The organism is Nocardioides pinisoli (assembly GCF_024199985.1).
Classification (GTDB): Bacteria; Actinomycetota; Actinomycetes; order Propionibacteriales; family Nocardioidaceae; genus Nocardioides; species Nocardioides pinisoli.
This window is the reverse complement of record NZ_JANARS010000002.1, coordinates 446045-473022: the sequence shown is the minus strand read 5'-3', so window position 1 is coordinate 473022 and position 26978 is coordinate 446045. Positions and strand designations below refer to the sequence as shown.

29 protein-coding genes are annotated in these 26978 nt (G+C 71.6%); 13 read left to right on the top strand and 16 right to left on the bottom strand.

The features are described 5' to 3' along the window. Positions 1–5: 5 nt before the first annotated feature. On the bottom strand, positions 6–3044 hold the full coding sequence (gene uvrA, locus NCI01_RS06360; protein ID WP_254180627.1) for an excinuclease ABC subunit UvrA: 3039 nt from the start codon (positions 3042–3044) through the stop codon (positions 6–8). A gap of 196 nt (positions 3045–3240) precedes the next feature. Between uvrA and NCI01_RS06355 the strand changes: the two genes are divergently transcribed. Genes NCI01_RS06355 through NCI01_RS22635 form a run of 3 tightly spaced genes read left to right on the top strand, consistent with a single transcriptional unit; the run spans position 3241 to position 5346 of the window. Then, complete coding sequence (locus NCI01_RS06355) at positions 3241–3963, top strand: maleylpyruvate isomerase family mycothiol-dependent enzyme (RefSeq protein WP_254180626.1); 723 nt, start codon at positions 3241–3243, stop codon at positions 3961–3963. Next, positions 3957–4646, top strand: coding sequence for an MBL fold metallo-hydrolase (locus tag NCI01_RS06350; RefSeq protein ID WP_254180625.1), 690 nt, complete (start codon positions 3957–3959; stop codon positions 4644–4646). The genes NCI01_RS06355 and NCI01_RS06350 overlap by 7 nt, the downstream gene beginning before the upstream one ends. A gap of 19 nt (positions 4647–4665) precedes the next feature. Next, complete coding sequence (locus tag NCI01_RS22635; protein WP_308213192.1) at positions 4666–5346, top strand: thioredoxin domain-containing protein; 681 nt, start codon at positions 4666–4668, stop codon at positions 5344–5346. Between the two features lie 13 nt (positions 5347–5359). Here the strand turns inward: NCI01_RS22635 and NCI01_RS06335 are convergent, their stop codons facing one another. Next, the gene (locus NCI01_RS06335) at positions 5360–5923 is read right to left on the bottom strand and encodes a cytochrome b (RefSeq protein ID WP_254180624.1); all 564 of its coding nucleotides are present in this window, start codon (positions 5921–5923) and stop codon (positions 5360–5362) included. A 62-nt stretch (positions 5924–5985) separates the two neighbouring features. Between NCI01_RS06335 and NCI01_RS06330 the strand changes: the two genes are divergently transcribed. Then, on the top strand, positions 5986–6630 hold the full coding sequence (locus NCI01_RS06330) for a sulfotransferase family 2 domain-containing protein (RefSeq protein WP_254180623.1): 645 nt from the start codon (positions 5986–5988) through the stop codon (positions 6628–6630). On the opposite strand, the gene NCI01_RS06325 is transcribed toward NCI01_RS06330, so the two are convergent. After that, positions 6621–7277, bottom strand: a complete 657-nt coding sequence (locus NCI01_RS06325) for a sulfotransferase family protein (RefSeq protein ID WP_254180622.1) — start codon at positions 7275–7277, stop codon at positions 6621–6623. The genes NCI01_RS06330 and NCI01_RS06325 overlap by 10 nt on opposite strands. A 54-nt stretch (positions 7278–7331) precedes the next feature. On the opposite strand from NCI01_RS06325, the gene NCI01_RS06320 reads away from it, so the two are divergent. The 3 genes from NCI01_RS06320 to NCI01_RS06310 all read left to right on the top strand — a co-directional run bounded on the left by NCI01_RS06320 (position 7332) and on the right by NCI01_RS06310 (position 10849). Further along, a complete protein-coding gene (locus tag NCI01_RS06320) occupies positions 7332–7976 on the top strand; it encodes a sulfotransferase family 2 domain-containing protein (RefSeq protein ID WP_254180621.1) in 645 nt (214 codons plus the stop codon). Positions 7977–8033: 57 nt separating this feature from the next. Continuing rightward, positions 8034–8774 (top strand): dienelactone hydrolase family protein, encoded by a 741-nt coding sequence (locus NCI01_RS06315; RefSeq protein WP_254180620.1) that lies wholly within the window; start codon positions 8034–8036, stop codon positions 8772–8774. Positions 8775–9322: 548 nt separating this feature from the next. Further along, positions 9323–10849, top strand: a complete 1527-nt coding sequence (locus tag NCI01_RS06310; RefSeq protein WP_254180619.1) for an HNH endonuclease signature motif containing protein — start codon at positions 9323–9325, stop codon at positions 10847–10849. 82 nt (positions 10850–10931) lie between these two features. Here the strand turns inward: NCI01_RS06310 and NCI01_RS06305 are convergent, their stop codons facing one another. Continuing rightward, positions 10932–11678, bottom strand: a complete 747-nt coding sequence (locus NCI01_RS06305; protein ID WP_254180618.1) for a tyrosine-protein phosphatase — start codon at positions 11676–11678, stop codon at positions 10932–10934. Beyond that, positions 11675–12685, bottom strand: a complete 1011-nt coding sequence (locus NCI01_RS06300; RefSeq protein WP_254180617.1) for a MerR family transcriptional regulator — start codon at positions 12683–12685, stop codon at positions 11675–11677. Before NCI01_RS06300 ends, NCI01_RS06305 begins: the two co-directional genes overlap by 4 nt. Before the next feature lie 113 nt (positions 12686–12798). Between NCI01_RS06300 and NCI01_RS06295 the strand changes: the two genes are divergently transcribed. Continuing rightward, entirely contained in the window at positions 12799–13137 is a 339-nt protein-coding gene (locus tag NCI01_RS06295; protein WP_254180616.1) for a VOC family protein, read from the top strand. Positions 13138–13140: 3 nt separating this feature from the next. On the opposite strand, the gene NCI01_RS06290 is transcribed toward NCI01_RS06295, so the two are convergent. Further along, a complete protein-coding gene (locus NCI01_RS06290) occupies positions 13141–14034 on the bottom strand; it encodes an aminoglycoside phosphotransferase family protein (protein WP_254180615.1) in 894 nt (297 codons plus the stop codon). Between the two features lie 260 nt (positions 14035–14294). Between NCI01_RS06290 and NCI01_RS06285 the strand changes: the two genes are divergently transcribed. Further along, positions 14295–15602: an alpha/beta hydrolase fold domain-containing protein gene (locus tag NCI01_RS06285; protein ID WP_254180614.1), complete on the top strand. Its 1308-nt coding sequence runs from the start codon at positions 14295–14297 to the stop codon at positions 15600–15602. On the opposite strand, the gene NCI01_RS06280 is transcribed toward NCI01_RS06285, so the two are convergent. Next, positions 15589–15927 (bottom strand): VOC family protein, encoded by a 339-nt coding sequence (locus NCI01_RS06280; RefSeq protein WP_254180613.1) that lies wholly within the window; start codon positions 15925–15927, stop codon positions 15589–15591. The genes NCI01_RS06285 and NCI01_RS06280 overlap by 14 nt on opposite strands. Before the next feature lie 86 nt (positions 15928–16013). Here NCI01_RS06280 and NCI01_RS06275 point away from each other — a divergent pair, with 86 nt between their 5' ends. Beyond that, positions 16014–16661 carry a class I SAM-dependent methyltransferase gene (locus NCI01_RS06275; protein ID WP_254180612.1) on the top strand — a complete coding sequence of 216 codons (648 nt, stop codon included), beginning with the start codon at positions 16014–16016 and terminating at the stop codon, positions 16659–16661. Here NCI01_RS06275 and NCI01_RS06270 read toward each other — a convergent pair. The 6 genes from NCI01_RS06270 to NCI01_RS06245 form a co-directional block, all read right to left on the bottom strand. After that, positions 16620–17738, bottom strand: coding sequence for a prenyltransferase/squalene oxidase repeat-containing protein (locus NCI01_RS06270; RefSeq protein ID WP_254180611.1), 1119 nt, complete (start codon positions 17736–17738; stop codon positions 16620–16622). The two genes, NCI01_RS06275 and NCI01_RS06270, sit on opposite strands and share 42 nt — an antisense overlap. Beyond that, entirely contained in the window at positions 17735–18478 is a 744-nt protein-coding gene (locus tag NCI01_RS06265) for a class I SAM-dependent methyltransferase (protein WP_254180610.1), read from the bottom strand. Before NCI01_RS06265 ends, NCI01_RS06270 begins: the two co-directional genes overlap by 4 nt. Beyond that, entirely contained in the window at positions 18465–19736 is a 1272-nt protein-coding gene (locus NCI01_RS06260; protein ID WP_254180609.1) for a glycosyltransferase family 4 protein, read from the bottom strand. The genes NCI01_RS06265 and NCI01_RS06260 overlap by 14 nt, the downstream gene beginning before the upstream one ends. A gap of 27 nt (positions 19737–19763) precedes the next feature. Further along, the gene (locus NCI01_RS06255) at positions 19764–20735 is read right to left on the bottom strand and encodes an NAD(P)/FAD-dependent oxidoreductase (RefSeq protein WP_254180608.1); all 972 of its coding nucleotides are present in this window, start codon (positions 20733–20735) and stop codon (positions 19764–19766) included. 63 nt (positions 20736–20798) lie between these two features. After that, positions 20799–21344 carry a hypothetical protein gene (locus tag NCI01_RS06250; RefSeq protein ID WP_254180607.1) on the bottom strand — a complete coding sequence of 182 codons (546 nt, stop codon included), beginning with the start codon at positions 21342–21344 and terminating at the stop codon, positions 20799–20801. A gap of 5 nt (positions 21345–21349) precedes the next feature. Further along, positions 21350–21844, bottom strand: a complete 495-nt coding sequence (locus tag NCI01_RS06245; RefSeq protein WP_254180606.1) for an Rv1363c family protein — start codon at positions 21842–21844, stop codon at positions 21350–21352. 66 nt (positions 21845–21910) lie between these two features. Here NCI01_RS06245 and NCI01_RS06240 point away from each other — a divergent pair, with 66 nt between their 5' ends. Next, the gene (locus tag NCI01_RS06240; RefSeq protein ID WP_254180605.1) at positions 21911–22570 is read left to right on the top strand and encodes an ion channel; all 660 of its coding nucleotides are present in this window, start codon (positions 21911–21913) and stop codon (positions 22568–22570) included. Here NCI01_RS06240 and NCI01_RS06235 read toward each other — a convergent pair. Together NCI01_RS06235 and NCI01_RS06230 are read right to left on the bottom strand one after the other, a co-directional pair. Continuing rightward, positions 22545–22934: an MmcQ/YjbR family DNA-binding protein gene (locus NCI01_RS06235; protein WP_254180604.1), complete on the bottom strand. Its 390-nt coding sequence runs from the start codon at positions 22932–22934 to the stop codon at positions 22545–22547. The genes NCI01_RS06240 and NCI01_RS06235 overlap by 26 nt on opposite strands. Positions 22935–22967: 33 nt before the next feature. Beyond that, complete coding sequence (locus NCI01_RS06230) at positions 22968–23519, bottom strand: hemerythrin domain-containing protein (RefSeq protein WP_254180603.1); 552 nt, start codon at positions 23517–23519, stop codon at positions 22968–22970. Positions 23520–23586: 67 nt separating this feature from the next. Between NCI01_RS06230 and NCI01_RS06225 the strand changes: the two genes are divergently transcribed. Next, the gene (locus NCI01_RS06225) at positions 23587–24111 is read left to right on the top strand and encodes a DUF1707 SHOCT-like domain-containing protein (protein ID WP_254180602.1); all 525 of its coding nucleotides are present in this window, start codon (positions 23587–23589) and stop codon (positions 24109–24111) included. 93 nt (positions 24112–24204) lie between these two features. On the opposite strand, the gene uvrB is transcribed toward NCI01_RS06225, so the two are convergent. Then, positions 24205–26334 (bottom strand): excinuclease ABC subunit UvrB, encoded by a 2130-nt coding sequence (gene uvrB, locus NCI01_RS06220; protein ID WP_254180601.1) that lies wholly within the window; start codon positions 26332–26334, stop codon positions 24205–24207. An 80-nt stretch (positions 26335–26414) separates the two neighbouring features. On the opposite strand from uvrB, the gene NCI01_RS06215 reads away from it, so the two are divergent. Then, complete coding sequence (locus tag NCI01_RS06215) at positions 26415–26927, top strand: hypothetical protein (protein WP_254180600.1); 513 nt, start codon at positions 26415–26417, stop codon at positions 26925–26927. The last annotated feature ends 51 nt before the right edge of the window (positions 26928–26978 follow it).

Below are 26978 nucleotides of genomic sequence, written 5' to 3'. Positions count from 1 at the left end.
GCCGATCAGGCGGACGTGTCGCCGGCGCTCTTCCTGGCCGGCGACTTCTTGGCCGCGGTCTTCTTCGTGGCCGTCTTCTTGGCCGGTGCCTTCTTCGCCGGTGCCTTCTTCGTCGTCCTCGACGCCGTCGCAGACTTCGCGGCCACGACCTTCTGACGCCGCGGCGCACCCGGCTGCTCGGCACCACGACCCTCGAGGATCGGGGCGAGGAACGAGCCGGTGTGGCTCTCGGCCACCGCCGCGACCTCCTCCGGCGTGCCCTCCGCCACGACCGTGCCGCCGCGCGAGCCGCCCTCCGGACCCATGTCGATGATCCAGTCGGCGGTCTTGATGACGTCGAGGTTGTGCTCGATCACCAGGACCGAGTTGCCCTTGTCGACCAGGCTCGACAGCACGCCGAGCAGCTTGCGGATGTCCTCGAAGTGGAGGCCGGTCGTCGGCTCGTCGAGGACGTACACCGTGCGGCCGGTGGAGCGCTTCTGCAGCTCGCTGGCGAGCTTGACGCGCTGGGCCTCACCGCCGGAGAGCGTCGTCGCGGGCTGCCCGAGGCGGACGTAGCCGAGGCCGACCTCCTCCAGCGTCTTCATGTGGCGGGCGATCGCGGGCACCGCGGCGAAGAACTCGGCGGCCTCCTCGATCGGCATGTCGAGGACCTCGGCGATGGTCTTGCCCTTGTAGTGGACCTCGAGCGTCTCGCGGTTGTAGCGGGCGCCGTGGCACACCTCGCACGGGACGTAGACGTCCGGCAGGAAGTTCATCTCGATCTTGATCGTGCCGTCGCCGGAGCACGCCTCGCAGCGTCCGCCCTTGACGTTGAAGGAGAAGCGGCCCTGCAGGTAGCCGCGCATCTTGGCCTCCGGTGTGGAGGCGAAGAGCCGGCGGACGTGGTCGAAGACGCCCGTGTAGGTCGCCGGGTTGGAGCGCGGGGTGCGGCCGATCGGCGACTGGTCGACGTGGATCACCTTGTCGACGTGCTCGAGGCCGGTGATCTTGGTGTGGCGACCGGGGACGGTGCGGGCGTTGTAGATCTGCTTGGCCAGGGACGTGTAGAGGATGTCGTTGACCAGCGTCGACTTGCCCGAACCCGAGACGCCGGTGACGGCGGTGAAGACGCCGAGCGGGAAGCTGACGTCGACGTCCTGCAGGTTGTGCTCGCGGGCGCCGTGGACCGTGAGCTCGCGGCCCTTGGTGCGCGGACGGCGCACCGCGGGGACCGGGATCTCGCGGCGGCCGCTGAGGTATTGGCCCGTCATCGAGTCCGGGTGGGTGAGCAGGTCCTCGACCGTGCCGGAGTGGACGACCTGGCCGCCGTGCTCGCCGGCACCGGGACCGATGTCGACGACCCAGTCGGCGACCCGGACGGTGTCCTCGTCGTGCTCGACCACGATCAGTGTGTTGCCGAGCTCCTTGAGCCGGAGCAGGGTCTCGATGAGGCGCTTGTTGTCGCGCTGGTGGAGGCCGATCGAGGGCTCGTCGAGGACGTAGAGGACGCCGACGAGGCCGGCACCGATCTGGGTGGCGAGGCGGATCCGCTGCGCCTCACCGCCGGAGAGCGAGCCGCTGGGCCGGTCGAGGGAGAGGTAGTCGAGGCCGACGTCGAGCAGGAACTGCAGGCGCTCCTGGATCTCCTTCAGCACCCGCTCGCCGATCTGGCGCTCGCGCACCGACAGGTCGACGGTGCGGAGGTAGTGGGCGGCCTCGTTGATCGGCAGCGCGCAGACCTCGGCGATGTTCTTGCCGCCCTGGTCGCGGGCGCCCAGCGTGACGGACACCGAGACCGGCTTCAGGCGCGTGCCGCGGCAGGCCGGGCAGGGCACCTCGCGCATGAAGCCCTCGAACCGCTCGCGGCTGGTGTCGGACTCGGCCTCGCGGTGGCGACGCTCGACGTAGGGGCGGACGCCCTCGAACGCGGCGTAGTACGCACGCTGGCGGCCGTAGCGGTTCTTGGTGACGACGTGGACCTTGGTCTTGTGGCCCTCGAGCAGGGAGGTGCGCGCCTTGGGCGTCAGCTGCTCCCACGGGGTGTTGAGGTCGAAGCCGAGCTCCTCGCCGAGCGCGTTGACGAGGCGGAGGAAGTAGTCGGCCACGTGCGCGCCGCTCCACGGAGCGATCGCGCCCTCGCCGAGGGTGGCGCCGGGGTCGGGGACGACCAGCTCGGGGTCGACCTCCATCCGGGTGCCGAGGCCCGAGCAGACGGTGCACGCACCGAAGGGCGAGTTGAAGGAGAACGAGCGGGGCTCGAGGTCGTCGGTGTCGATGGTGTGGTCGTTGGGGCACGCCATCTTCTCGGAGAACTTCATCTCGCGACCGGGGTCCTTGGCGTCGAGGTCGACGAAGTCGAAGACCACGAGGCCGCCGGCGAGGCCGAGCGCGGTCTCGACCGAGTCGGTCAGGCGGCGCTTGGACGACTCCTTGACCGCGAGGCGGTCGACCACGACCTCGATGGTGTGCTTGAGCTTCTTGTCGAGCGTCGGCGGGTCGTCGAGGGTGTGGGTCTGGCCGTCGACGCGCGCCCGGCTGAAGCCCTGCTGCTGGAGCTGGCGGAACAGCTCGACGTACTCCCCCTTGCGGCCCCGGATCACCGGTGCCAGCACCTGGAAGCGGCGACCCTCCTCCAGCGCGAGGATGCGGTCGACGATCTGCTGCGGGGTCTGGCGCTCGATCGGCGCACCGCAGGTCGGGCAGTGGGCCCGGCCGGCGCGGGCGTAGAGCAGGCGGAGGTAGTCGTAGACCTCGGTGATCGTGCCGACCGTCGAGCGCGGGTTCTTCGACGTGGACTTCTGGTCGATGCTGACGGCCGGGCTCAGGCCCTCGATGAAGTCGACGTCGGGCTTGTCCATCTGACCGAGGAACTGGCGCGCGTAGGCCGAGAGGGACTCGACGTAGCGGCGCTGGCCCTCGGCGAAGATCGTGTCGAAGGCGAGGCTCGACTTGCCCGAGCCCGACAAGCCGGTGAAGACGATGAGCGAGTCACGCGGGAGGTCGAGGGAGACGTCCTTGAGGTTGTGCTCCCGGGCGCCCCGGATGATGAGCTGGTCGGCCACAGTGGTCCTCGTTCTGGGTCCTCGTCTTGGCGGTGACGATCTGATGGGGACGGAGTCGAACACATGTTCGTCCCAGGGCGGCGTCGCGCGCAAGCCGACGCACCGTTCCACCTTCTCACGCAGCACCGACAGCGGGCCCATCGTCCACCCGGCAGGGTGGAGGCTGGGCAGTCCGTCGAAGTGGCACGATGGGCGGGTGATCGACGTCCCGAGACCCGACCCGGACACCATCGCCCGAGCCGATCGAGCGCTCGTCCGCACGGTCGACGCGCTCTCCGACGCCCAGTATGCCGAGCCGTCCCAACTCCCCGGCTGGACGCGGGCGCACGTGGTGGCGCACCTCACGCTCAACGCCGAGGGGCTCGCAGGCGTGCTGCACGGCGCGCACGTGGGCCATCCGCAGCCGATGTACGCCTCACCCGAGAGGCGCGACGCCGACATCGAGGAGCTCGCCGCTGCCGCCCCAGCCGAGCTGCGTGACCGCTTCCTGGCCTCCACCGCGCTCTTCGGCGAGGCGCTCGCCGCGATGCACGAGCAGGACTGGGAGGGCCGCTTCGAGCGCACCCCAGGAGGGCCCGACTTCGCGCTGCACAACGTCGTGCTGATGCGGCTGCGCGAGGTGGAGATCCACCACGCCGACCTCGGCTGCGGCTACACCGCCGACGACTGGCCCGAGGACTTCCGGGTGATCCTGCTGGAGTCGATGACCAAGCGCCCCTACCCGGCGCCCTTCGACGTGAGACCCACCGACCTCGACCGCGCCTGGCACTACGGCCCACCGCTGGAGAACGACGACGGCGGGACGGTCCCCGTGATCACCGGTACGTCGGCGGCGCTGGGCTGGTGGCTCACCGGCCGCGGCTCCGGCGAGGGCCTCACGTCCGACACGCACGAGCTCCCGGAGGTGGAGTCATGGTGAACGAGTCCTACACAGGCGAGGTCTCCCCCGGCGGCGAGCCCGACGTCCGCCCGCTCGGCGAGCTGACCGTCACCAAGGTCGCCGTGGACCCCGAGATGTCCAACAACTGCTACCTGCTGCACTGCGCGGTGACCGACGAGGTCGTGCTCATCGACGCCGCGGCGGAGCCCGAGCGGCTGCTCGAGCTGATCGGCGACCGCTCGCTGCTGTCGATCGTGACGACCCATCAGCACCGGGATCACCACCGGGCACTGGCCGCCGTCAAGGCCGCGCACCCGTCGGCGCTCGTCGTCGCAGGCGCACCCGACGCCGACGCCATCGAGGAGCAGACCGGCGTCCGCGTCGACCGCCGGGTGGGCGAGGGCGACAAGGTGGCCGTCGGCCCGTGCGACCTCGTCGTCATCCCCGTCGCGGGACACACGCCGGGCTCGATCTGCCTGCTCTTCGACGACCCCGACGTCGCCCCGTCCCCGCACCTGTTCACGGGCGACTCCCTCTTCCCCGGCGGCGTGGGCGCGACCTTCGGCGACGCCGACGCCTTCGCCCAGCTCCTCACCGAGGTGGAGACGAAGATCTTCGACCGGCTCCCCGACGAGACCTGGTTCTACCCCGGCCACGGCGACGACGGACGGCTGGGCGAGGAGCGGCCCCACCTCGCGGAGTGGCGCGAGCGCGGCTGGTAGTCCGTGGCAGGCTTGGGTCATGAGCACGCGTGAGCTGACCCTGGCCGACTTCGAGCAGACCGTGAGCGGTGAGGGCATCGTCCTCGTCGACTTCTGGGCTGCCTGGTGCGGGCCGTGCCGCCAGTTCGCGCCCGTCTACGAGAAGGCGTCGGAGGACAACCCCGACATCGTGTTCGGCAAGGTCGACACCGAGGCCGAGCAGCAGCTGGCGCAGATGGCCGCGATCACCTCGATCCCGACCCTGATGCTCTTCCGCGACGGGATCCTGCTGTTCAACCAGGCCGGCGCGCTGCCGCCGCAGGCCCTGGCCGGCGTGATCGAGCAGGCCCGCGGCCTCGACATGGACGCCGTACGCCAGGAGGTGGCCGCCGCGCAGGAGGCCGCCGCCAACGGCCCGCAGGACGAGGTGGGCCTCGACGAGTTCGCAGCCGCCCACAGCCAGGGGGCCTACGTCCTCGACGTCCGCGAGGCCGACGAGGTGGCCGGCGGCCGCGTCCCCGGTGCGGTGCACATGCCGATGAACGACGTCCCCGCCCGGGTCGCCGAGCTCCCGCAGGACCAGCCGGTCTTCGTCATCTGCCAGGCGGGCGGCCGCAGCCGCCAGGTCGTGGACCACCTCCGGGCGCAGGGCATCGCGGCGATCAACGTCGCCGGCGGCACCGGCGGCTGGGCGCAGCGCGGCTGGCCGCTCGAGGCCTGACGCCAGCCGCGCCTCAGAGCATCCGGCGGAGGACGACCGGCCTGAGGTTGGTCGACAGGTGCGCCGCGAGCGCCACGAAGAACGCCACGTGGGCGCCGACGTGCAGCGGCAGCCAGGCGTCGTCGCCGGTGGCGACCAGCACGATCCCGCTGAGCGGGACGACGACGAGCAGCAGGAGCAGCGCCCGCTCGGTCCAGTGGACCAGGCGTCGCTGGCCGGCCGAGAGGTGCTCGGACCACGGCGGCAGGCCGGCGACCCGGCGCCAGAGCGGACGTACGACGCCCAGCGCCAGGACCGTCAGGCCGAGCGCGAGGTGCAGCTCGGCGAGGTCGAACCCTCCACCGAGCAGGTCGTAGTCGTCGGCGCGGGCCTCGCACTGGTCCTCGAGCCGGTCGAGGCGCTCCTCCTCGGCGTCGCTGGTGTCGCCGCCGCTCCGGTCCTCCCCCGCCGGGTCGCAGTCGCCGTCGAGGTCGAGCAGGTAGCCGACCGCGAGCTGGGCGGCCACGGCGAGCACGGTGAGCCAGTGCAGCGCCTTCTGCGAGGCGCGGTAGCCACGCGCGTCCCCCGTCGTCGTCACGCCGCGATGCTAGGGGCATCGGGCGCGCGAGGAGCGCCGCCACCGTGGGATAACCTCGCCGCGTGCTGATCAGCGACTCGCGCAAGGTGCTCTTCGTCCACGTCCCCAAGACGGGTGGCGTGTCGGTCGAGGAGACCGTCAAGGAGGCCTGCCCCGACGCCCGCAAGGCGCGGATCCCGATCGGCCGCCACGCGACGCTCGGCAAGATCATCAAGACCGAGCCCCAGGTGATCGACTACTGGACCTTCGGCTTCGTCCGCAACCCGTGGGCCCGGATGGTGTCGTGGTACTCCATGATCTCGGCCTGGGACCGCCGGCACGGGCCGAGCAGCGGCAAGCCGCAGGACGTCCGGCACGGCTCGATGCGCGACGGCAACGCGATGTGGCGCGCGGCCGCGGCCTACTCCGGCTTCGACGAGTTCGTGATGCGCGGCACCGAGGAGCTGCCTCGCGTCGGGACGCCGCAGATCACCTACCTCCGCGCCCCCAAGCGCGGCCGGGAGGTCGACTTCATCGGCCGCACGGAGAACTTCGTCGAGGACCTGCAGCGGGTGCAGGTCCAGCTCGGCCTGGAACCGTCGACCCCGGTGCACAAGAACAAGTCGAAGCACGGCACCTACCACGACTACTACACCGACGAGACCCGGCAGCGGGTCGCCGAGGTCTACGCCGAGGACATCGAGCTGTTCGGCTACACCTACGACTGAGCGAGGGTCCGCAGGGCGGTTCCGCGCGCGCCCGACCACTCGCCGGTCGCCTCGAGCCGTCGCCACACCTCGTACTCCGGGGCGAAGTGCGCGACCAGCGCCTCCCGGGTGGCGAAGCCCAGCTCCCCGTGCTCGGCGGTGGAGGCGTTGCGCCGCTCGAAGTCGAGCGGACGGCCGATCCGCTCGCTGAACCAGGCCGACCACACGTCGGGCCGCTCGACGGCGAAGACCCGGTCGACCGCAACGGCGCCCTGCGCGTGGATGAAGCGTGCCGGCCGCCCCTTCGGGACCGGGGCGTCGTCGTGGCCGGCGAGGTAGTGGAGCGCGAACTCCTCGAAGGTCATGTCGGCCGTCGACTGCCGGCTGTCGTCGCGCGCCCGGTAGCGCCACCACGACTCCAGCCAGGAGATCGGCTCGCGGAACATCGTGACGAGCTCGTAGGACTCCCGCGGGTGCCCCTGCTCGGCGAGCTCGTGCGCCCTGGTGTGCACGAAGCCACGTGCCGGCAGGTGCTTGCGTCCCGGCGGCGCGCTGACCACCTCGGTGGCGTACGGCGCCAGCGTCCGCTCGAGGGCGGTGCTCGCCGTCTTGGGCAGGGCGAGGAGCACGAAGTCCCGCCCGGGCCCGAGCTCGAGGAAGGTCATCACCGGCCGATCATCCCGCACCACGCCTGTCACCGGTGCGTGGGCTAGCCTCGCGCCGTGCTGATCTCCGACGCCAAGCGCGCGCTCTTCGTGCACGTGCCCAAGACCGGCGGCGTCTCGGTCGGGGTGGCGTTCGAGCGCTGCTGCCCCGACGCCCGGAGCAAGGCACCCGGCGTCACTCCCCCGCTCGGCCGGCACGCGCCGTACGCCCGGATCCTGCGCGCGGAGCCGCAGACGGCCGACTACTGGTCCTTCGCGTTCGTGCGCAACCCGTGGGCGCGGATGGTCTCGTGGTGGTCGATGATCCAGGACTGGGACCGCGAGTGGGGTCCGTCGAGCGGCCGGCCGCAGGGAGCGGCGGCGACACGGATGCGCGGCAACGACATGTGGCGGGCGGCGGCGGCCTACTCCGGCTTCGACGAGTTCGTGCTGCGGGGCACCGACGAGCTGCCCCGGGTCGGCCGGCCGCAGGTGGACTACCTGAAGGCGCCCGACCGCGAGGTCGACTTCGTCGGCCGCACCGAGCGCTTCGCCGACGACCTGGCCGAGGTCGAACGGCGGCTGGGCGGCGACTCGGTCCACGTGCCGCACCGCAACAAGTCGCCGCACGGCAGCTACCGCGACTACTACACCGACGCGACCAGGGCCAGGGTGGCCGAGGTCTACGCCCCGGACCTCGAGGCCTTCGGCTACACCTTCTAGCGTCGCCCTCCGGCCGGCCCCTTCCGCTGGGGGTCTCCGGGCTGCGACATTCCTCCCGTGGACACACTCGAGGGCTGGACCCGCAGCACGCACACGGCCGACGTCGCCGGCCGGCCGACGACCCACACCGTGTGGCGCAGGGGCACGGGCCCGGGTGTCGTGGTGGTCCACGAGATCCCCGGCATCACCCCGGCGGTGACGGCGTTCGCCCAGGAGGTGGTCGACGCCGGTCACACGGTCGTGATGCCTAGCCTCTTCGGCACCGACGGTGCGCCCGCGAGCGCGGGCTCGATCGTGCGGGCGATCGGCCAGGTGTGCGTCAGCCGGGAGCTCACCAAGCTCCGCGTCGGTGAGACCTCCCCGGTCGCGACCTGGCTGCGCTCGCTCGCCCGCGAGCTCCACGAGGAGCTCGGCGGACCGGGCGTCGGCGCCCTCGGCATGTGCTTCACGGGAGGCTTCGCCCTCGCGATGATGGTCGACGACTCGGTCACCGCACCCGTGCTCTGCCAGCCCAGCACGCCCGCCGCCCTCACCCCCGCGCGGTCACGTGACGTCAACCTCTCCCCCGGCGACCTCGATGTCGTCCGGGGCCGCTGTGCCGCCGGCCAGCAGGTGCTCGGCATCCGCTACCGCTCTGACCCCGCGGTCGGCAGGCGCTTCGACACCCTCACCACCGAGCTCGGCGACGCCTTCATCCGCGTCGAGCTCGAGGGCAAGGGTCACTCCACCGTCACCGAGCACCGCTCCCAAGTGGCCGTCGACGCGGTCCTCGCGTTCTTCGCCGAGCACCTGCACTAGCCGGTCGCCCGCCCACCTCGTTGGCCGAGCAGCCCGCGCGCCAGCTCCTTCCTCGCTGGTCGATTAGCCCGCGAGGAACCAGCGGGCGTATCGACACCCGCACACCCTCTGGTTCCTCGCTGGTCGAGTAGCCCGCAAGGTACGAGCGGGCGTATCGAGACCCGCACACCCGCCCTCTTCGCTGGTCGAGTAGCCCGCGAGGAACGAGCGGGCGTATCGAGACCCCCGCGCCCGCCGGCCCCCGCTGGTCGAGTAGCCCGCGAGGAACGAGCGGGCGTATCGAGACCCCTCGCCCGCCGCCCTCGTTGGTCGAGTAGCCCGTGAGGAACGAGCGGGCGTATCGAGACCCGCACACCCTCTGGTTCCTCGTTGGTCGAGTAGCCCGCGAGGAACGAGCGGGCGTATCGAGACCCAGCACCCGCCACCCTCGCTGGTTGAGGAGGGACGAAGTCCTTCCCGAAACGCGTCCGAAAGTCGCCCAGCGACCGTCCACACCCGGGCCGTTTCGACAGCGGCCGCTGTCGGTGGCCCACCGTACAATCGAACACATGATCGAAACGCTGGCAGGGCCCGGAGCAGGTGAGGTCGAGGACCTCACCGCCTCTGGTCTGCTCGCGACGATCAAGGCCTCCCGCGACGTCGAGCAGGCCGAGGCCGCCCGCCAGCTCCTCCTCGCCGCGCAATGGGCCGACCTCCACCCGCCGGAGTCGATCCACGACGCGGCCGTGTTCTCCCTCCCCGCCGGCGGCCGCGAGCACGAAGAACCCATCGCCGGTGAGGGATGCCCGCTCGTGGCCGAGTTCTGCGTCGCCGAGCTCGGCAGCGTCCTCGGGGTGTCGACGACGGCGGCGAAGAAGCTCGTCGGCCACGCCCTCGAGCTGCGCCACCGCCTCCCACGCCTATGGGCACAGGTGCACGCCGGCGCCGTGCCAGCGTGGCGGGCCCGGCTGGTCGCCGAGACCACCATCCACTCGTGCCCGTCACTGACTCCTGAGGCTGCGGGGTTCGTCGACGCGCAGGTCGCGGCCGTGGCGGGGAAGGTCGGCCCCGCCCAGCTCGACCGGCTCGTCGCCGAAGCCATCAAGCGGTTCGACCTCGCCGAGCCTGACCCGACAGCGGACCCGGAGGACGGCTGGCTCCACGTCGACCCCCGCCACGCCAGCATCGACACCCAGGACGTCCACTACGCCGGCACGATGCGGATGGAGGCCGAGCTCGACATCGCCGACGCCCTCGACGTCGACCGCGCCCTCGTCCACGGCGCCGCCACGTTGAAGACACTCGGGTCCACCGAGTCCCTCGACGTCCGCCGGGCCAAGGCCCTCGGTGACCTGGCCCGCACCCAGACCGCGCTGGACCTCCACACCCGAGGCACCGGCACCGCGGCCCAGACCACCGCCACCAGCACCGACACCAGCACCGACACCAGCACGAACCCCGACACCAGCACCAACAGCGACAGCGACACGGGCGCCGACCCGCAGCGCCTGCCGGCCGCGCGGGAGGTCGTGCTGCACGCCCACTTCGCCGCCCACCTCGACGGACTGTCGACGGTGTTCGGTCCCACCGGACGGCTCGAGGAAGGCCAGCGGCTGGTCCTGCTCGACCAGATCAAGTCCTGGTGCGCCGACACCCGCACCAAGGTCACCATCAAGCCCGTCATCGACCTCAACACCCAGCTGGCGACCGACGCCTACCAGGTGCCGGACAAGATGCGCGAGCAGGTCATTCTCCGCGACCGCACCTGCGTCTTCCCGTGGTGCACCCGCCCCGCGCGGCGAGCCGACATCGACCACGTCATCCCCCACGACCCCGACGCCGAAGCCGAAGGCCGACCCCAACCCGGACCCACCGCCACCTGGAACCTGGCCTGCCTGTGCCGCTCCCACCACCGGCTGAAGACGCACTCGGCCTGGCGCTACGCGATGGTCGCGCCAGGGGTCTTCGAGTGGACCAGCCCCCACGGGCACGGCTACCGCCGCGACCACACCGGCACGAGCTCGATCGACCCACCGCCCACCAGGTCGGCCGACCCGCCGGACCCGCCCGGCATCCCACGCCCCCGCCGACCATGACCCCGCCCCGCACCCCGCCACCACCCAGGTAGCGGGGCCACAGGCACGTGCAGGGAGGGTTCGCCTGGCCCTGCGGACCGACTCACTCGATGAGCAGCAGCTCCAGCCGACGTCTGGTGACTGAATCCACGCCGGCCGCGGTGAGGTAGGACTGCGCATCGAAGGTCTCGACCCAGTCGAGCAGGGCCGGACGGCGGTCGTCCAACGCCGCGTCGAGCTCGTCCCCGGTCCACACCTCGCCGGCAGAGGACACCCACTCTCCAGCGACCTGGTCGAAGGACCACCCGTGCCCGCGGTGCTCTGCTGCGCCACGAAAACCCGCCTCGTAGTTCGCCACGATCGACGCGGAAGCGGCCCCTGCGAGCAGCAGCAGGAGCGAGCCGATCATGCCAGTGCGGTCGCGTCCCCCGGCACAGTGGATGAGGACGGGAGAGGTGGCTCGTACGACCACGTCGAGCACGCGCGAGATCTTCTCCGGGTACATCTGCATGTTGGTGGTCCAGGAGCAGGGGTGATCGAGCCACGGCCCGCACTGCCGCAGGAACTCCGCGTCGCGCGGGTTCTCGGTGGGGGCGTTCACGAATGTGATCCCGGCCGTGGCACCGGCGTCGAGGACCGGATGCTCACTGGTCCGGCCGATCTCCATGTCGTTGCGCAGGTCGACGACGGTCGTCACCCCAGCCTGACGCGCATGGACCCATCCACGTCCCGTGATCCACTCGTGCGCGGCCGACCGATAGATCCGGCCACGCGCGGTCTCGCCTCCCGCAACGAGCGCAAGTCCGCCCAGGTCGCCGACGTTGCGGGCCCCGTCCCACAGGAGCGTCACGACAGGTCGACCACGATGATCGTGTGGTTGTCGGGCTCACCGGCGGCGGCCACGGCGTTCGCGACGTCATCGGCGACCTGCTGGGCCGTCACTTGCGAGGCCAGCAGCGCCGCGAGGTCCTCCACGGGCGAGTGGACGCCGTCCGTGGTGAGCACCAGACGGTCCCCGGGCTCGAGCCCGACCTCGACCTCGTCCGGGACGACGCCCGGCCCGAGGGCCCGGTTGAGCAGGTTGAGGTGCGGGTGGGAGCGGGCCTCGTCCGCCGTCAGCTGACCGCTGTCGAGCAGCGCCGCCACCACCGTGTGGTCGTGGGTGACCTGCCGCACCTGCTGCCCGCGTACGTGCCACACGCGTCCGTCCCCCACGTGCGTCACCGAGGCGGTACGACCCTCGATCGCCACGGCGGTCAGCGTCGTGCCCGACCTCGGCGCATCGGGCAGGGCGTCGGTGACCTCGGACGCCACGACCGCGACGGCGTCGTCGAGGCCACCCGACTCGTACGCGGCCAGCACCGCGGCGGCGAGGTCGGAGCGTTCGCCGAACCCGTCGGCGACGGCCAGGAGCCCGGGTGTGGCGATGAGTGCGTCCTGCTGGCGCGCCCGGCCGCCCAGGCGGTGACTGGTGCCGATCTCGCTGCGCAGGGTGTGGGTGGAGGTGGTCATGGTGGGTTCCTCGCTCTCGAGCTGATGGACGAGGACGGCGACGATGTCGCGGCGGCTGGACGTGTCCTGCTCGACCTGCAGCCAGTAGGCCTCGACGAGCCTCGCCGCCGCGGCGGGCCGCGCCTGCAGGACCTCCTGGATCCGGACCAGCGGCATGCCGACCAGCCGGAGCGTCGCCACCAGGCGGGCCTGCGTGAGCTGCGCCGGCGCATACCGGCGGTAGCCCGAGCCCGGGTCGACCTCAACCGGCCGCAACAGGCCCAGCTCGTCGTACAGCCGCAGCGCCTTCGGCGTCAGGCCCGACTCGCGGGCGAAGTCGCCGATCGTCCAGAGGTCCGTCGTCATCGTCCCCATCCTCCCCGGTGTCCGTCACCGGTGCGACGACCCTGCGGCCTCCCGTCGGGGCAAGGTCAACAACCCGGTCGCACCCGTTCGCCCGGCGGGTCTACGTTGCCCCCATGCCGTCCTTCGTGAAGTCCGTGACCTTCGACTGCAACGAACCCCTGGTCGTGGCGGCGTTCTGGGCTGAAGCGCTCGGTTCCGACGTCGACGAGGAGAGCAGGGCTGAGCGGGCTTGGGTCGAGCCTGCGGGCTGGGGTGGCCCGAACCTCTGGTTCCAGAAGGTGCCCGAGGGGAAGTCGGCCAAGAACCGTCTGCACTTCGACCTCCGCGTGATGGGCCCGCTCGAGGCCGAACGAGACCGGCTGGCCGCACTGGGCGCCAGGGTGATCGTCGAGCGGGACGAGCTCGTCGTGATGGCAGACCCGGAGGGCAACGAGTTCTGCCTGGAGACCTGAGCGTCAGTCCAGCGAGGCGATCAGCCGCTGCACGGTCTCGAGCGCGCCGCGGGAGGTCTCGGGGGCGGTGTCGCGGTAGTAGGTCCAGCCGCTGATCGCCGGGGCCAGCGCGAAGCCGCGAGCACGCCGGTAGGCGGCCTCGTCGAGCCCGACGGCCTCCCGGTAGGGCTCGGCGGCCGCGGGCGGGACGTAGCCCCACATCGCGTTCAGCTCGATCGCCGGGTCTCCGCGACCGGCCGCACCCCAGTCGATGACGGCGATGAGATGGCCGTCGCGCACGAGGATGTTGCCGTCGTGGAGGTCGCCGTGGAACCAGCAGGGCTCTCCGTCGTACGCCGGTGCCGCGAGGGCGTCCTCCCACACGGCGAGCACCGCGTCGCGGGAGACCGCGGCGGGGTCCGCCTTCTCCGTCCACTCCCGCACCCAGGCGTCGAGCGCGGGAAGCGGCCCGCCCCTGCCCTCGGTCACCACCGGTCCGTCCATGCCGGGCACCGCGCGGCACGCCCGTACGAAGGCGCCCAGCTCGGCGCCCCACTCCTGCGGGTCGTACGACGACTCGGTCGGGGTCGAGCCCTCGATCCACGGCACGACCGTCCAGGGCCACGGGAAGCCGTCGCCCGGCTCGCCCAGCCCCACGGGGGCGGGGATCGTCACGGGCAGGTGGGGCGCGAGGCGCGGCAGCCACGTGTGCTCGAAGGCCACCGCCTCGGCCGGCCCCGGGATGCGCGGCATCCGGACGAGCAGGTCGTCGCCGAGGCGGAACAGCTGGTTGTCCGTGCCGAGGGGCGGGAGCCGACGTACCGGCAACGAGGACCACTGGGGGAACTGGTCGGCGACGAGGCGCCGGACGGTCTCGTCGTCGGCCACGAGCTCGTCCGCGTGCATCCCCGTCGTCATCACGCAGGACCGTAGCGGGCGCCGGCCATCGAGGCACCTGGGTTTCCGACGCCCGCGCAGGGGTGAGGCGGAGGGATCGGGTCGAGCGGGGTGGGTACGGCGTCGTCGTCCGCACGCCCGTCTCGATGGAGGCACCGATGTTCTTCTTCTTCAGCAACCGTCTCGGCTGCATGGGATCCGTGCTGGTCTCGCTGCTCGTCACCGCGATCCTGGTCGTCGTCTTCGTGCTGTGAGGCATACCGGCGAGTAACATGACGGGCGTGAGCTTCCTGTCGCGCCAGACCGTGATCGCCGCTCTGACCGCCAACGCCCTGCGGCCGCCGCGGGGCCGGCGCAGTGGGCTGTCGTCGTTCGCCGCCGGGTGGCTCTTCGGCGAGACCGCGCCGCAGGTGCTGGCGCTCACCGCACTCGACGCCGCCGCCCACCTGACGAAGGGGCGCCGGCAGGGCGTCCGCGCCAAGGCCGGTCTCGCCCTCGCCGCGGCCAGCACGCTCGGTCTGACCCACATGGTGCGGCAGAGCCACCGGGCCGCCGGCGTCCTGGACGAGGCCCTCGTCGAGGGCCTGGGCGTCGACTACGTCGAGCAGCTCGACGAGGCTCCCGACCCGGCCGACCTGGCCACCACGTGGCGCCGGCTCGCGCGGCCCTTCGACTTCCGCGACGACGCCGTCCGGGTGATCCGCAACCTGCCCTACTCCGAGGCCGGCCGCCGCGGCCACCTCGACATCTACCTCCCCGCGGCCGAGGACGCGATCACGGACGCGCCGGTGCTGCTGCAGGTCCACGGCGGCGCCTGGTCGGTCGGCCAGAAGGAGCACCAGGCCCGCCCGCTCATGAACCGGATGGCAGCCAAGGGCTGGGTCTGCGTCGCGATCAACTACCGACTCTCCCCGCGCGACCCGTGGCCCGCCCACATCGTCGACGTCAAGCGCGCCATCGCGTGGGTGCGGGACAACATCGCCGACCACGGCGGCGACCCCGACTACCTGGTGATCACCGGCGGGTCGGCCGGAGGGCACCTAGCCGCCCTGGCCGCGCTGACGCCGGGCGACCCGGAGTTCCAGCCCGGCTTCGAGGACGCCGACACCTCCGTGCGGGCGGCGGTGCCGTTCTACGGGGTCTACGACTTCGCCGGGTCGACCGGTCTCGCCAACGCGATCGAGATGCGCGACGCCTTCCTCGGCCCGCGCGTCCTCCAGACGACGTGGGAGGACGCGCCGCACGTCTACGAGGCCGCCTCCCCGATCCTCCGCATCACGCCCGACGCACCCGACTTCTTCGTCATCCACGGCGACCTCGACAGCCTCGTCGCCGTCGAGCAGGCGCGGTTGTTCGTCGCCGAGCTGCGTCGCACGTCCGCGAGGTCGGTGGTCTACGCCGAGCTGCCGGGGGCGCAGCACGCCTTCGACGTCTTCCACTCCGTGCGCAGCACCCACGCGGTGCGCGCGGTCGACCGCTACCTCACCTGGCACTGGAACACCTGGCGCCAGGGCCTGAGCGCCGACAGCGGGGCCGAGCCCGGGCAGCTCGACGACGCTGCCGGCGGCTCCTCGGTCAGCCCTGGGTGATGAACCCGACCTGGTTGCCCGCCGGGTCGGTCATCAGCGCGAGGGACGTCCCGCCACCGACCTCGGTCACGGGGCGTACGACGGTGCCTCCCGCAGCCTCGACCTCGGCCACCTTGGCGGCGAGGTCGTCGGTCTGCCAGTAGACGACCGGGCCCGTCATGCGGTCGCGCTCACCGGCGGGGTTGAGCCCGATCTCCTGGCCGTCGAGGTTGAACCCCACGTAGTAGGGCGTCTCGGTGTGCGGCTCGGCGCCCCAGGCGGTGCGGTAGAACGCCGTCGCGGTCTCCAGGTCCGGGGCGGGGATGACGATCGTGTGGTTGCTCATGACTGCTCCTCTGTGGGTGGGTGTGCCTTCACCCACCCGACGTGTGCCAGGACGTCGGTGTGACCGCACTAGGGTCGTCTCCCGTGATGCCCGCCGACCTGCTCGCCCACGCCCGCGCCGCGAAGGGCTTCATGCCCGAGGACGAGGGCGAGCTGCTGCACCGCTGGGCGCGTGAGCGGCTCCCGCACGGCCCGGCGCTGGAGGTCGGGACCTACTGCGGCAAGTCTGCCGTCTGGCTCGGCGCGGCCGCCCGCGAGGTCGGCGGCACCGTGTTCACCGTCGACCACCACCGGGGCTCCGAGGAGAACCAGGCCGGCTGGGAGCACCACGACGACAGCCTCGTCGACCCCGACCTCGGCCTCATGGACACCCTGCCGACGTTCCGCCGGACCATCGCGGCTGCCGGGCTGGAGGAGCACGTGGTGGCGGTCGTCGGCCGCTCCGAGACGGTGGGCGCGTGGTGGCGCACGCCGCTCTCGCTGCTGTTCATCGACGGGGGTCACGGGGTCGAGCCCGCGCGGACCGACTTCCGCACCTGGCCGCGCTGGGTCATGGCGGACGGGGTGCTCGTCATCCACGACGTCTTCCCCGACCCGGCCGACGGCGGCCGGCCGCCGTACGAGGACATCTACCTCCCCGCGCTCGCCAGCGGCGCCTTCACCGAGGTCGACGTGGTCGGCTCGATGCGGGTGCTACGCCGTACGACCGGCGGCGCCGGCGACCCGCTCGGCTGACCCGTCGGGGGACGGGCAGCCGCACTCCAGGCCGATCTCCGCGAAGTCGGCACCGAGCGTCGCTCCCCGCATGATGTCGGCGCCGGGGGTGCCCCCGCCGAGTGCGTCGACCGCCAGGACCACCGCGGCCGCGGTGTAGGTCGTCTGCTCGACGGGCCAGTTCACGCCCGGCTCGCCGGGGCCGGAGGGAAGGACGTAGCCCGTCCAGTAGGACCCGTCGGCGGTGCGCAGGTGCTGCATGTCCGCCAGCATCTGAAGGGCCCGGGCGCGGTCGCCGAGGGCGTCGAGCGCCATCACCAGCTCGCACGTCTCGGCTCCCGTCACCCACGGGTTCTCCGACACGCACCGGATGCCGAGGCCGGGCTCGACGAAGATGTCCCAGCGCTCGGCGAGGAGCGCGTGGGCCTCCGGTCCGCGGACCGCCCCGCCCAGCACGGGGTAGTACCAGTCCATCGAGAAGTTCGACTTGTCCAGGAAGAGGTCGCGGTGCTCCCGCAGCGCGTGGGCGAGGCGACCCCCGGCCAGCTCCCACTCGACCTGGGTCTCCCCCACCAGCTCCGCGAGCGCGACGCCGGCGCGCAGCGAGTGGTGGATGCTCGACGAGCCTGCGAGCAGGGCGTCCTCGTTGACCCGCGCGGGCTCGTCGTCGGCCCACTCCTGCGACCAGGCGATGCCCCCGAAGGGCAGCTGCATCGAGACCACGAAGTCGAGGGCGCGCCGCACCGTGGGCCACATCAGGCGGACGAACGCCTCGTCGCGCTCGACCAGCCAGTGGTGCCACGTGGCCACGGCGACGTAGGCCGACATGTTGGTCTCGCCGGAGTGGTCCTCGACCTCGCCCGCGACGACCTTCATCGGCCACGACCCGTCGGCCCGCTGCGTGGCGCGCGCCCACGCGAAGGCGCGCTCGGCGGCGTCGCGCTGCCCGCCGACCATCAGCGCCATCGCCGACTCGAGGTGGTTCCAGACGTCGGTGTGCTCGCCCGGGCACCACGGGATGGCGCCGGACGGCTCCTGCGCCGCCGCGATCGACGCGGCGGTCTGCTCGACCTGGCCGCGGGTGAGGACGTCGGTCATGCCGGCTTGCGGAAGTAGAGCACCATGCTCTTCCCGATCAGCGGGTCGAGCACCTTGCCCGCCACCTGCAGCGCCCTGGGGTTCTTCATGATCTCCCACACCAGGAGCCGGTGGTAGGCCTTCGCGAGCGGGTGGTCGTCGTTGGTGACGCCGACGGCGCACTTGATCCACCAGTAGGGCGTGTGGAGGCCGTGGGCGTGGTCGCGCCCCGTGAAGACCATCGCGTCGCCGGGGGTGCCGTCGTTGGGGCGACCGGCCTTGGTGACCTTGTCGACGAGCTCCTGGGCGGTGTAGATGCGGATGTGACCGCCCTCGGCGTTGTGGTAGTCGTCGGAGAGCTTCCAGTTGACCACCTCGGGCAGCCAGCGGGGCACGGAGATCGCCAGGGTGCCCCCCGGGCGCAGCACCCGGACCAGCTCCTTGATCGCCTCGACGTCGGCGTGGATGTGCTCGAGCACCTCGGCGGCGACGACCCGGTCGAACTCGCCGTCGGCGAAGGGCAGCGCGAGCGCGTCGCCCTCCTTGACGTCGGCCTCGGCACCGGCCGGCACCTCACCGGCCTCGCGCATGGCGGCGAACCACTCGCGCACCGTCGCGAGCTCGTCGGCGTCCTGGTCGAAGGCGATGACGTCGGCGCCCCGCTTGTACATCTCGAACGCGTGGCGCCCCGCGCCGCAGCCCATGTCGAGCACCCGGTCGCCCGGGCGCAGGCCGAGCCGGTCGAAGTCAACGGTCAGCACGGCGGCTCTCCTCCTGGCTGGCCCTCTCGGCGTGGAAGGCGGCGATGGTCTCCTGGTAGGCGGCTGCGGTGGCCTCGGCCACGGCCCGCCAGCTGAACAGCTCCTCGACGCGGGCGCGTCCCGCCGCGCCCATCGTCGTACGTCGCTCGGGGTCGTCGAGCAGCGCCGCGATCGCCTGCTCAAGCTCGCCCACGTCGCCCGGGGTCACCAGGTCGGCGCACTGGCCGTCCGGCCCGACGACCTCCGGGATCGCGCCGGCACGCGAGACGACCAGCGGGGTCGCGCAGGCCATCAGCTCGGCGGTGGGGAGCGAGAAGCCCTCGTAGAGCGACGGCACGCAGGCCACCTCGGCCGACCCCATCACCTCGACGAGCTCGGCGTCGCTGACGCCGTTGACGAAGGACACCTTGTCAGCGATGCCGAGCTGGTCGACGAGCCGCTCGGTGCGCCCGCCCGGCTCCGGCCTGGTCACGAGCACGAGCGACACGTCGCGCTCGACGGCGAGCTTGGCGAAGGCCTCGAGCAGCGTCGCGATGCCCTTCATCGGGGCGTCGGCGCTCGCCATGGCGAGGATCCGGCCGGGCACCCGCGGGGCGGTGGGCGGGGCGAACACGTCGTCCACGCCGAGCAGGACGGTCCGGATGCGCGCGGGGTCCACCCCGAAGTCGCGCGCGACGTCGCGGGCAGAGGACTCCGACGGCGTCAGCACCGTGCGGTAACGCCTGGCGACCTTGGTCTGCATGCGCAGGAAGCCGTACCACCGGCGCAGGGTGAGCCGCTTGCGACGGGTCGGCGCGGTCTCGAGGTCGATCCGGCGGTCCATCGTGATGGGGTGGTGGATCGTCGCGACGACCGGGAGGCCGAGCGACTCGAGCTCGAGGATGCCGGTGCCGAGCACCTGGTTGTCGTGGGCGACGTCGAAGTCGCCGGCCCGCTCCTTCATCAGCCGGGCGACACGCGAGCTGAAGGTCTTCGGCTCGGGGAACCCGGCCGTGCACATGGTGAGGAACTCCTCGACGTCGATCAGGTCGCGGAACTCGCGCACGTGCGGCACCCGGAACGGGTCGGGCTCGCGGTAGAGGTCGAGGCTCGGCACCTTGGTGAGCCCCACGCCCTCGTCCAGGTCCGGGTAGGGCTGGCCGGAGAACACCTCCACCTCGTGGCCGAGACGGACCAGCTCGCGGCTCAGGTGCCGTACGTAGACGCCCTGCCCTCCGCAATGAGGCTTGCTCCGGTAGGACAGCATGGCGATGCGCACCGGGCCATTATGCCTACTCGCGGGTAGTCACCCCTCGCTGGAGTGGCCGGGGAAGACGTGGGCCGACGGGTCGAGGACGACCGCGGCGTTGTTGACCGCGGTGGCCGCCTCCCCGAAGCCCACCGCGATGAGTCGCACCTTGCCGGGGTAGTCGGTGATGTCGCCGGCGGCGAAGACGCGCGGCAGGTTGGTCCGCATCGACGAGTCGACGACCACGTGGCGCTTCTGCGTCTCCAGGCCCCACTGCTGGATCGCCCCCAGGTCGGCGATGAAGCCGAGGGCGGCGACGAGCGCCTGCGCCTTGCGGACCTGCGGCTCCTGCCCGTCGACGCTGACCACGACCTCCTCGAGGTGGGACTCCCCCCGCAGCTCGGTCACCTGGGCGTTGGTGATGATCTCGACGCTCGAGTCCTTGACCGCGGCGACCGTGCGCTCGTGGGCGCGGAACGCGTCGCGGCGGTGCACGAGCGTCACCGAGGCGGCGATCGGCTCGAGGTGCTGGGCCCAGTCGAATGCGCTGTCGCCACCTCCGACGATGACCACGTCCTTGCCGGCGTAGGGCGCGAAGCTGGGCACGAAGAACTCCATGCCGCGTCCGACCCACCCGTCGCCCGCCGGCAGCGGGCGCGGGCTGAACTTGCCGATGCCCGAGGTGATCAGCACCGCGCCGGCCGTCACGGTCGTGCCGTCGTCGAGTGTGACGACCACCTGGTCCTCACCGTGCTCGAGCGTGGTCGCGGTCCGGTCGAGGAGGTACGTCGGATCGGCGGTGGCCGCCTGGGCCACCAGTCCCTCCACGAGGTCGCGGCCCTTGACGCTCGGGAAGCCGGCGACGTCGAGGATCGCCTTCTCGGGGTACATCGCGGTGATCTGGCCGCCGAGCTCGGGCAGGGAGTCCACCACCGCGACGCTCAGCCCCCGGAAGCCGGCGTAGTAGGCGGAGAACAGGCCGGTCGGGCCCGCGCCGATGATCAGCAGGTCGGTCGTCACGTCGTCCACGTCGCGGATCCTTCCGTCGGGGCGGCCCCGCCACAAGGGCCGGTCCGCGGCTTGCCCGTGTCCCTACAGAGCGTCGAGCTCGCTGACCAGCCAGTCGCCACCCACCCGCTCCACCGTCACGAGCACGCGGTCGAGGTCGAGCCGCGGGCGCTCCAGGCCCCTGCCGGACGTGCGCTGGTTGACGAACACCAGCACCCGCGCGTACGTCTGCGAGGCGGTCACCAGCGCGGTGTCGACGACCTCGGCCCGGACCACCGTGTGGTCGCGCCGGCTCGAGGTGGTGACCCCGGCCATGGTGCGGTCATAGCGCTCACGCATCGACGGCGTCATCAGCCTGCGGGCGGCGGCCTTGTCGTAGCTCAGCGACTTCCAGGAGTAGCTGTAGGCCACTCGTGCGCCTGTAGCGGCGCCCCGTCGCGCGGACTCCTTGATCGTGGACGACGCCACGGCGGCGTCCGCCGCGTCGGCGGCGGTGACGTCGGCGCCGGCGACGTCGCGCGAGTCGCGGAGCACCCACACCAGGGCGGCGGCCGCGAGCACCACTAGAGCAGCGAGCACCACCACCCACCGGGTCGTCGTCCTGCTCGTCGCGCTCGTCCCGTCGGTCATGGCGGTCACCTCACGAACCGCAGGTCGCTGGTGAGCCAGCGCCCGTCCTCGCGGACGAGCCGCAAGCGCAGCCGGTAGTAGCGGACCTGGCCGTCGCTGCCAGTGCCCGCGTTGGTCACCGTGCTGTTGGCGGCCACCAGGACCGTGGCCGAGTCATCGTCCTGGTCGCCCACGCCGAGCGCGACGACCTCCGGGGTCGACCTCGCCTCGGTGCGGACGGCCTCGCTCGTCAGGGTCTCGCGCTGTGCGGCGTACTGCTCCGCGAAGTCGCCGGTCGCACCGTCGAGGACCGCGTCGACGAGCGGGTCCATGTCGCGGTGGTCGACGGTGAGGAAGGCGAGCGCCTCGGTGCGCGCGGCCGCGGCGACGTCGTGCTGGGCGGTGGTGAGCCCCTCGTCGACCTCGTCCCGACCGGCGACCACGAGCCCGGTCGCGACCAGCAGCGCGAGGAGCACGACGGCCAGGCCGCCGGCCACCCATCGCCCCGCTCGCTCGCCCACGGGGCGAACCTAGCCCAGCGGAGCGTCGCCGTGCCGGTGATCCGCGCGTCCCTAGACTGCGTCGTCGTGAGCAGACCACTTCGCCAGGTGACCGCGCACCCGTCCGCGATGCTGCTCGCCGCGCAGCTGCTCCAGGTGCTCGCGTGGCCGTTCCTCGGGGGGTCGCGGATCGGTGGCGCGCTCCTGGGCGTCATCGGGATGCTCGCCGTCGGGTCCGCGGTGCTCGCGGTCCGGCGTACGCCGCACGTGAGCCGCGTCGTCTTCTTCCTCGGCGCCCCGACGATCGTGTTCACGCTGCTGGAGGCCGTCTTCCCGGACACCGACCAGGTCGTCCTGGTCTCGGGCCTGCTGCACGCGCCGTTCTACTTCTACGTGTCCTACGCGATGCTGCGCTACCTGTTCCACGACGACGAGGTCACCACCGACGAGTACTACGCCACCGGGGCGGCGTTCACCGTGGTGGCGTGGGGGTTCGCGCACGTGTTCGCGGTCGTGCAGGTCGTCTGGCCCGAGTCCTTCACCAACGCGTCGGGATTCGACCAGTCGTGGTTCGAGTTGCTCTACCTGTCCTTCTCGACGCTCACCAGCGTGGGCCTGTCGGACATCGTCGCCGTCGGCGAGCAGGCCCGCTCGGTCGTCATGGTCGAGATGATGGTCGGGGTGTTCTACGTCGCGATGGTGGTGTCGAGGATGGTCGGCCTCACGATGATGCGCCACCGCCGCTGACGCCCTCCCAGCCCTCCGGCCGGTCGCGTCTCGGCAGCTTCGAGACCACCAGCCGGTAGGACTCCTCGACGGCCTCGACCAGCTCGTCGTCCGGGATGGCGCCGGCCAGTGCCAGGTCGTTCCACCCGGACCGGCCGATGTAGGCCATCACGCCGGCGTCGTCGGGGTAGCGGTGCAGCCACTCGTCGGCCACCTCGCGCGTCGCGCCGGCCTTGACCCCGACGGTCGTCGCCCCGAGGAAGGCGAAGATCTTGCCTCGGTCACCCGGGCCGACCTTGTAGACCGGGTGCTCGTGGCCCCAGGGGTTGTCGGGCCAGGCGCCCGGGAGTCCGGCGCACACCGCTTCCATGTGCGTCACGTCCACCCGGCCGCCTCCTGTCCGACCCCTCGGACTCGGTCAGTCCTCGTCCTCGTCGAGGAGGCCCTCCTTCTCGGCCTCCCGCACGATCCGGCGGACGTTGTCGATGCTGCCGCAGTCGGCGTCGAGCTGCTTGTTGCGCTCGGTGGCGAACGCCTCGCCCAGCTCGGCGCGGATCTTCTCGCTGACCTCCTCGCGGGCCGGGTTGAGGATCGTGAGCTCCTCCTCGGTGAGGTGGTGGTTGAGCGCGGTCGCGAGCTCCTCCACTGCGTCGTCGAAGGCCTGGGTGTCGGTGCCCGCGAGCTCCAGCACCTTCAGCATCGCCTCGTGGCCCTCGGCGTGCTCCTCCTCACCGTGCTCGGCCTCGTGCTCGGTGATCGCGTCCTTGCTGCGCAGCTTGGGGTAGACGTGCTTCTCCTCCGCCTCCGCGTGGGCGACGTGGAGGGCGGAGAGCGCCTTGCGCACGGCGTCGCGGTCGGAGGTGCTGTCGCGGAGCTGGCGCATGAGGGCCTCGAAGCGCCGGTGGTCCTCGAGGATCAGGTCGATGACGTCACCGGAGACGGGGCGGCCGAGGTCGATGGGAGTGCTCATGGCGCGAACCTAGCGAGCGACGCACGACCGGGCCAGCACCCACCCCCTGACGGGTGGCCTGCCTACCATGGACGACGTGGGAGGCATGGACGTGTGGAGGCAGTTCGACCACGACCCGCGCAAGGCCGTCAACGCGGCGATGCGCGCGTCGGACCGCGACCGCGCCGTCATCGAGTCCGTGCTCGTGGACGCCTTCGCCGAGGGACGTCTCACGCGTGCCGAGTACGACGAGCGGACCGAGGCAGCCCTCACCAGCCGGACGCTCGGCGACCTCGTGCCGCTCGTGGAGGACCTCCCCGTCGCCCGGCCATCGCAACCCAGCGCCGACGACTTCCACGCGCAGGCGGTCCGGAAGTGGGAGGCCGACCGGCGTGAGGCGCTGCTCGGCTTCGTCGGCCTCTCCGTGCTGCTGTGGACGATCTGGGCGGTCACGATGTGGGGCGAGTTCCCCTGGCCGCTGTTCCCGGTGGGCTTCGCCCTGATGAACCTGGTGCGCGTCGTCGTCAACAAGCGCGACATCGTCGACGAGCACGCCCGACGGCTGGAGAAGAAGCACCGCAAGGAGCTCGGCCGGCGCGAGGGCGAGGGCTGAGGCCCTTACCTGGTGGCCGGCGCTCGCTTCGCTCGCACAACTCCTCGCTCGTCGGGGACGCCCTGAGCTCGTTCCTCGCTCAGCGCCCCCTCCTCACTTCGTCGCCTCCATCATCTGGCGGAGCTCCTTCTTGAGGTCGTTGACCTCGTCGCGCAGGCGGGCCGCCACCTCGAACTGGAGCTCCGCGGCGGCGTGCTTCATCTGCTCGGTCAGCTCCTGGATGAGCTCGGCGAGGTCGCTGCTCGGGATGCCGGCGGTGTCGGGCGCCTCGTTGTGGATCTTCGACAACGCGGGCGTCGGCGACTTGCCGGCCTTCACGCCACCGGCGCGACCCTTCTGCCCGACGTCGGCCCAGGTCTTCAGCAGCTCCTGGGTCGTCTCGTCCTCGCGGGCGAGCATCTCGGTGATGTCGGCGATCTTCTTGCGCAGCGGCTGCGGGTCGATCCCCCGCTCCTTGTTGTAGGCGACCTGGATGGCGCGACGACGGTTGGTCTCGCCGATCGCGGCCTCCATCGACGGCGTGATCTTGTCGGCGTACATGTGGACCTGGCCCGACACGTTGCGCGCCGCGCGACCGATCGTCTGGATGAGCGACTTGTCGGAGCGCAGGAAGCCCTCCTTGTCGGCGTCGAGGATCGCCACCAGCGACACCTCGGGCAGGTCGAGGCCCTCACGGAGCAGGTTGATGCCGACGAGCACGTCGTACTCCCCCATCCGCAGCTCGCGCAGCAGCTCGATGCGCCGCAGCGTGTCGACCTCGGAGTGGAGGTAGCGGGTGCGGATGCCGGCGTCGAGGAGGTAGTCGGTGAGGTCCTCGGACATCTTCTTGGTCAGCGTCGTGACCAGCACCCGCTCGTTCTTGTCGGCGCGCGTGCGGATCTCGTGGATCAGGTCATCGATCTGGCCCTTGGTCGGCTTGACCACGACCTCGGGGTCGACGAGGCCGGTCGGCCGGATGATCTGCTGGACGGTGTTGTCGACCCCGCCGACACGGTCGAGCTCGTAGTTGCCGGGGGTCGCGGACAGGTAGACGGTCTGGCCGATCCGGTCGACGAACTCCTCCCACCGCAGCGGGCGGTTGTCCATCGCGCTCGGCAGCCGGAAGCCGTGGTCCACGAGGTTGCGCTTGCGCGACATGTCGCCCTCGTACATGCCGCCGATCTGGGGCACGGCGACGTGGGACTCGTCGACGACGAGGACGAAGTCCTCCGGGAAGTAGTCGAGGAGCGTGTTGGGCGCGCTGCCGGGCTTGCGGCCGTCCATGTGCATCGAGTAGTTCTCGATGCCGGAGCAGGAGCCGACCTGCCGCATCATCTCGACGTCGTAGGTCGTGCGCATCCGCAGCCGCTGCGCCTCGAGCAGCTTGCCCTGCTTCTCGAAGGCCGCGAGCTGGTCGTCGAGCTCGAGCTCGATGCCCTTGATCGCCCGCTCCATCCGCTCGGGACCGGCGACGTAGTGGGTGGCGGGGAAGACGTGCAGCTCGGTGTCCTCGGAGATGACCTCGCCCGTGATCGGGTGGAGCGTCATCAGCCGCTCGATCTCGTCGCCGAAGAACTCGATGCGGATCGCGAGCTCCTCGTAGACCGGGAAGATCTCGAGGGTGTCGCCGCGCACCCGGAACGTGCCGCGGGTGAAGGACATGTCGTTGCGGGTGTACTGGATCTCCACGAGCCGGCGGAGCACCGAGTCGCGGTCGTGCTCCTCGCCGACCTTGAGCCGCAGCATCCGGTCGACGTACTCCTGGGGGGTGCCGAGGCCGTAGATGCACGACACCGTCGAGACCACGATCGTGTCGCGGCGGGTGAGCAGGCTGTTGGTGGCGCTGTGCCGCAGCCGCTCGACCTCCTCGTTGATCGAGGAGTCCTTCTCGATGTAGGTGTCGGTCTGGGGGACGTAGGCCTCGGGCTGGTAGTAGTCGTAGTAGGAGACGAAGTACTCGACCGCGTTGTCGGGGAAGAGCTGGCGCAGCTCGTTGGCGAACTGGGCGGCCAGGGTCTTGTTGGGCTGGAGCACCAGGACGGGACGCTGGAGCTGCTCGGCCACCCAGGCGACCGTGGCGGTCTTGCCGGTGCCGGTCGCGCCGAGAAGGACCACGTCCTTCTCGCCGCCCTGGATGCGGCCGACGATGTCCTTGATCGCGGCCGGCTGGTCGCCTGAGGGCTCGTAGTCGGACACCACCTTGAAGGGGGCCACCCGGCGCTGGAGATCGGTGACTGGACGCATGCGTCGAGCCTACGCGTGGCCACCGACAACGGCCTTCCGGTTCAGCCTCGCGCGGGCCCGCGGCCGTGTTGAATGGACCCATGGACGATGCGGTGACCCACCGGTGGGTGGCCTCCCCGACCTCGGCCGCCGAGGCCGCCCGCAGCTTCGCCCGTGGCAACCTCCGGCGGCGCCGCGGCGTGTTCGTCGCGCTGTGGCTCCTCGCCGGGGTCCTCATGTGGGCCTCGCTGGAGGACGGTCTCGGTCCCCTGGCGCGGGTGCTGTGGGCCCTGGCGTACGCGGGGGTGCTCGTCGGCTGTGCGCTCACGATCGGCGTCCTGGTCGGTCGGTGGCTGACGCGGCGCCGCTTCGGCGCCCGTCTCTCCCCGGGCACCGAGCTGACCTCCCGCTTCAGCCCGTCGACCGTCGAGCTGCGCGGACCGCTGGCGCGCCACGAGCTGTCGTACGACGGGCTGGTGCACGTCGAGCGGGTCGGCGGGTGGGTCCACATCCGCCAGGTCGGCTCCCCGGTCTCGCTCGTCTGGCCGGGCGAGCTCTTCCCCGACGAGGAGATCGAGCGGATGCAGGCCGTCATCGCCGCCCGCTCCTCGTGAGCCTGCGGCGCGTCGGACGACCAGAAGTCGGCCGACGGCGCCCTCGCCACG

Coding starts and splice junctions, on each gene's coding strand:
- NCI01_RS06350 (WP_254180625.1), top strand. CDS start 3,957: ATGGTGAACGAGTCCTACACAGGCGAGGTCTCCCCCGGCGGCGAGCCC.
- NCI01_RS22635 (WP_308213192.1), top strand. CDS start 4,666: ATGAGCACGCGTGAGCTGACCCTGGCCGACTTCGAGCAGACCGTGAGC.
- NCI01_RS06310 (WP_254180619.1), top strand. CDS start 9,323: ATGATCGAAACGCTGGCAGGGCCCGGAGCAGGTGAGGTCGAGGACCTC.
- NCI01_RS06300 (WP_254180617.1), bottom strand. CDS start 12,685: ATGACGACGGACCTCTGGACGATCGGCGACTTCGCCCGCGAGTCGGGC.
- NCI01_RS06295 (WP_254180616.1), top strand. CDS start 12,799: ATGCCGTCCTTCGTGAAGTCCGTGACCTTCGACTGCAACGAACCCCTG.
- NCI01_RS06290 (WP_254180615.1), bottom strand. CDS start 14,034: ATGACGACGGGGATGCACGCGGACGAGCTCGTGGCCGACGACGAGACC.
- NCI01_RS06280 (WP_254180613.1), bottom strand. CDS start 15,927: ATGAGCAACCACACGATCGTCATCCCCGCCCCGGACCTGGAGACCGCG.
- NCI01_RS06275 (WP_254180612.1), top strand. CDS start 16,014: ATGCCCGCCGACCTGCTCGCCCACGCCCGCGCCGCGAAGGGCTTCATG.
- NCI01_RS06270 (WP_254180611.1), bottom strand. CDS start 17,738: ATGACCGACGTCCTCACCCGCGGCCAGGTCGAGCAGACCGCCGCGTCG.
- NCI01_RS06250 (WP_254180607.1), bottom strand. CDS start 21,344: ATGACCGACGGGACGAGCGCGACGAGCAGGACGACGACCCGGTGGGTG.
- NCI01_RS06230 (WP_254180603.1), bottom strand. CDS start 23,519: ATGAGCACTCCCATCGACCTCGGCCGCCCCGTCTCCGGTGACGTCATC.
- NCI01_RS06225 (WP_254180602.1), top strand. CDS start 23,587: ATGGACGACGTGGGAGGCATGGACGTGTGGAGGCAGTTCGACCACGAC.
- uvrB (WP_254180601.1), bottom strand. CDS start 26,334: ATGCGTCCAGTCACCGATCTCCAGCGCCGGGTGGCCCCCTTCAAGGTG.
- NCI01_RS06215 (WP_254180600.1), top strand. CDS start 26,415: ATGGACGATGCGGTGACCCACCGGTGGGTGGCCTCCCCGACCTCGGCC.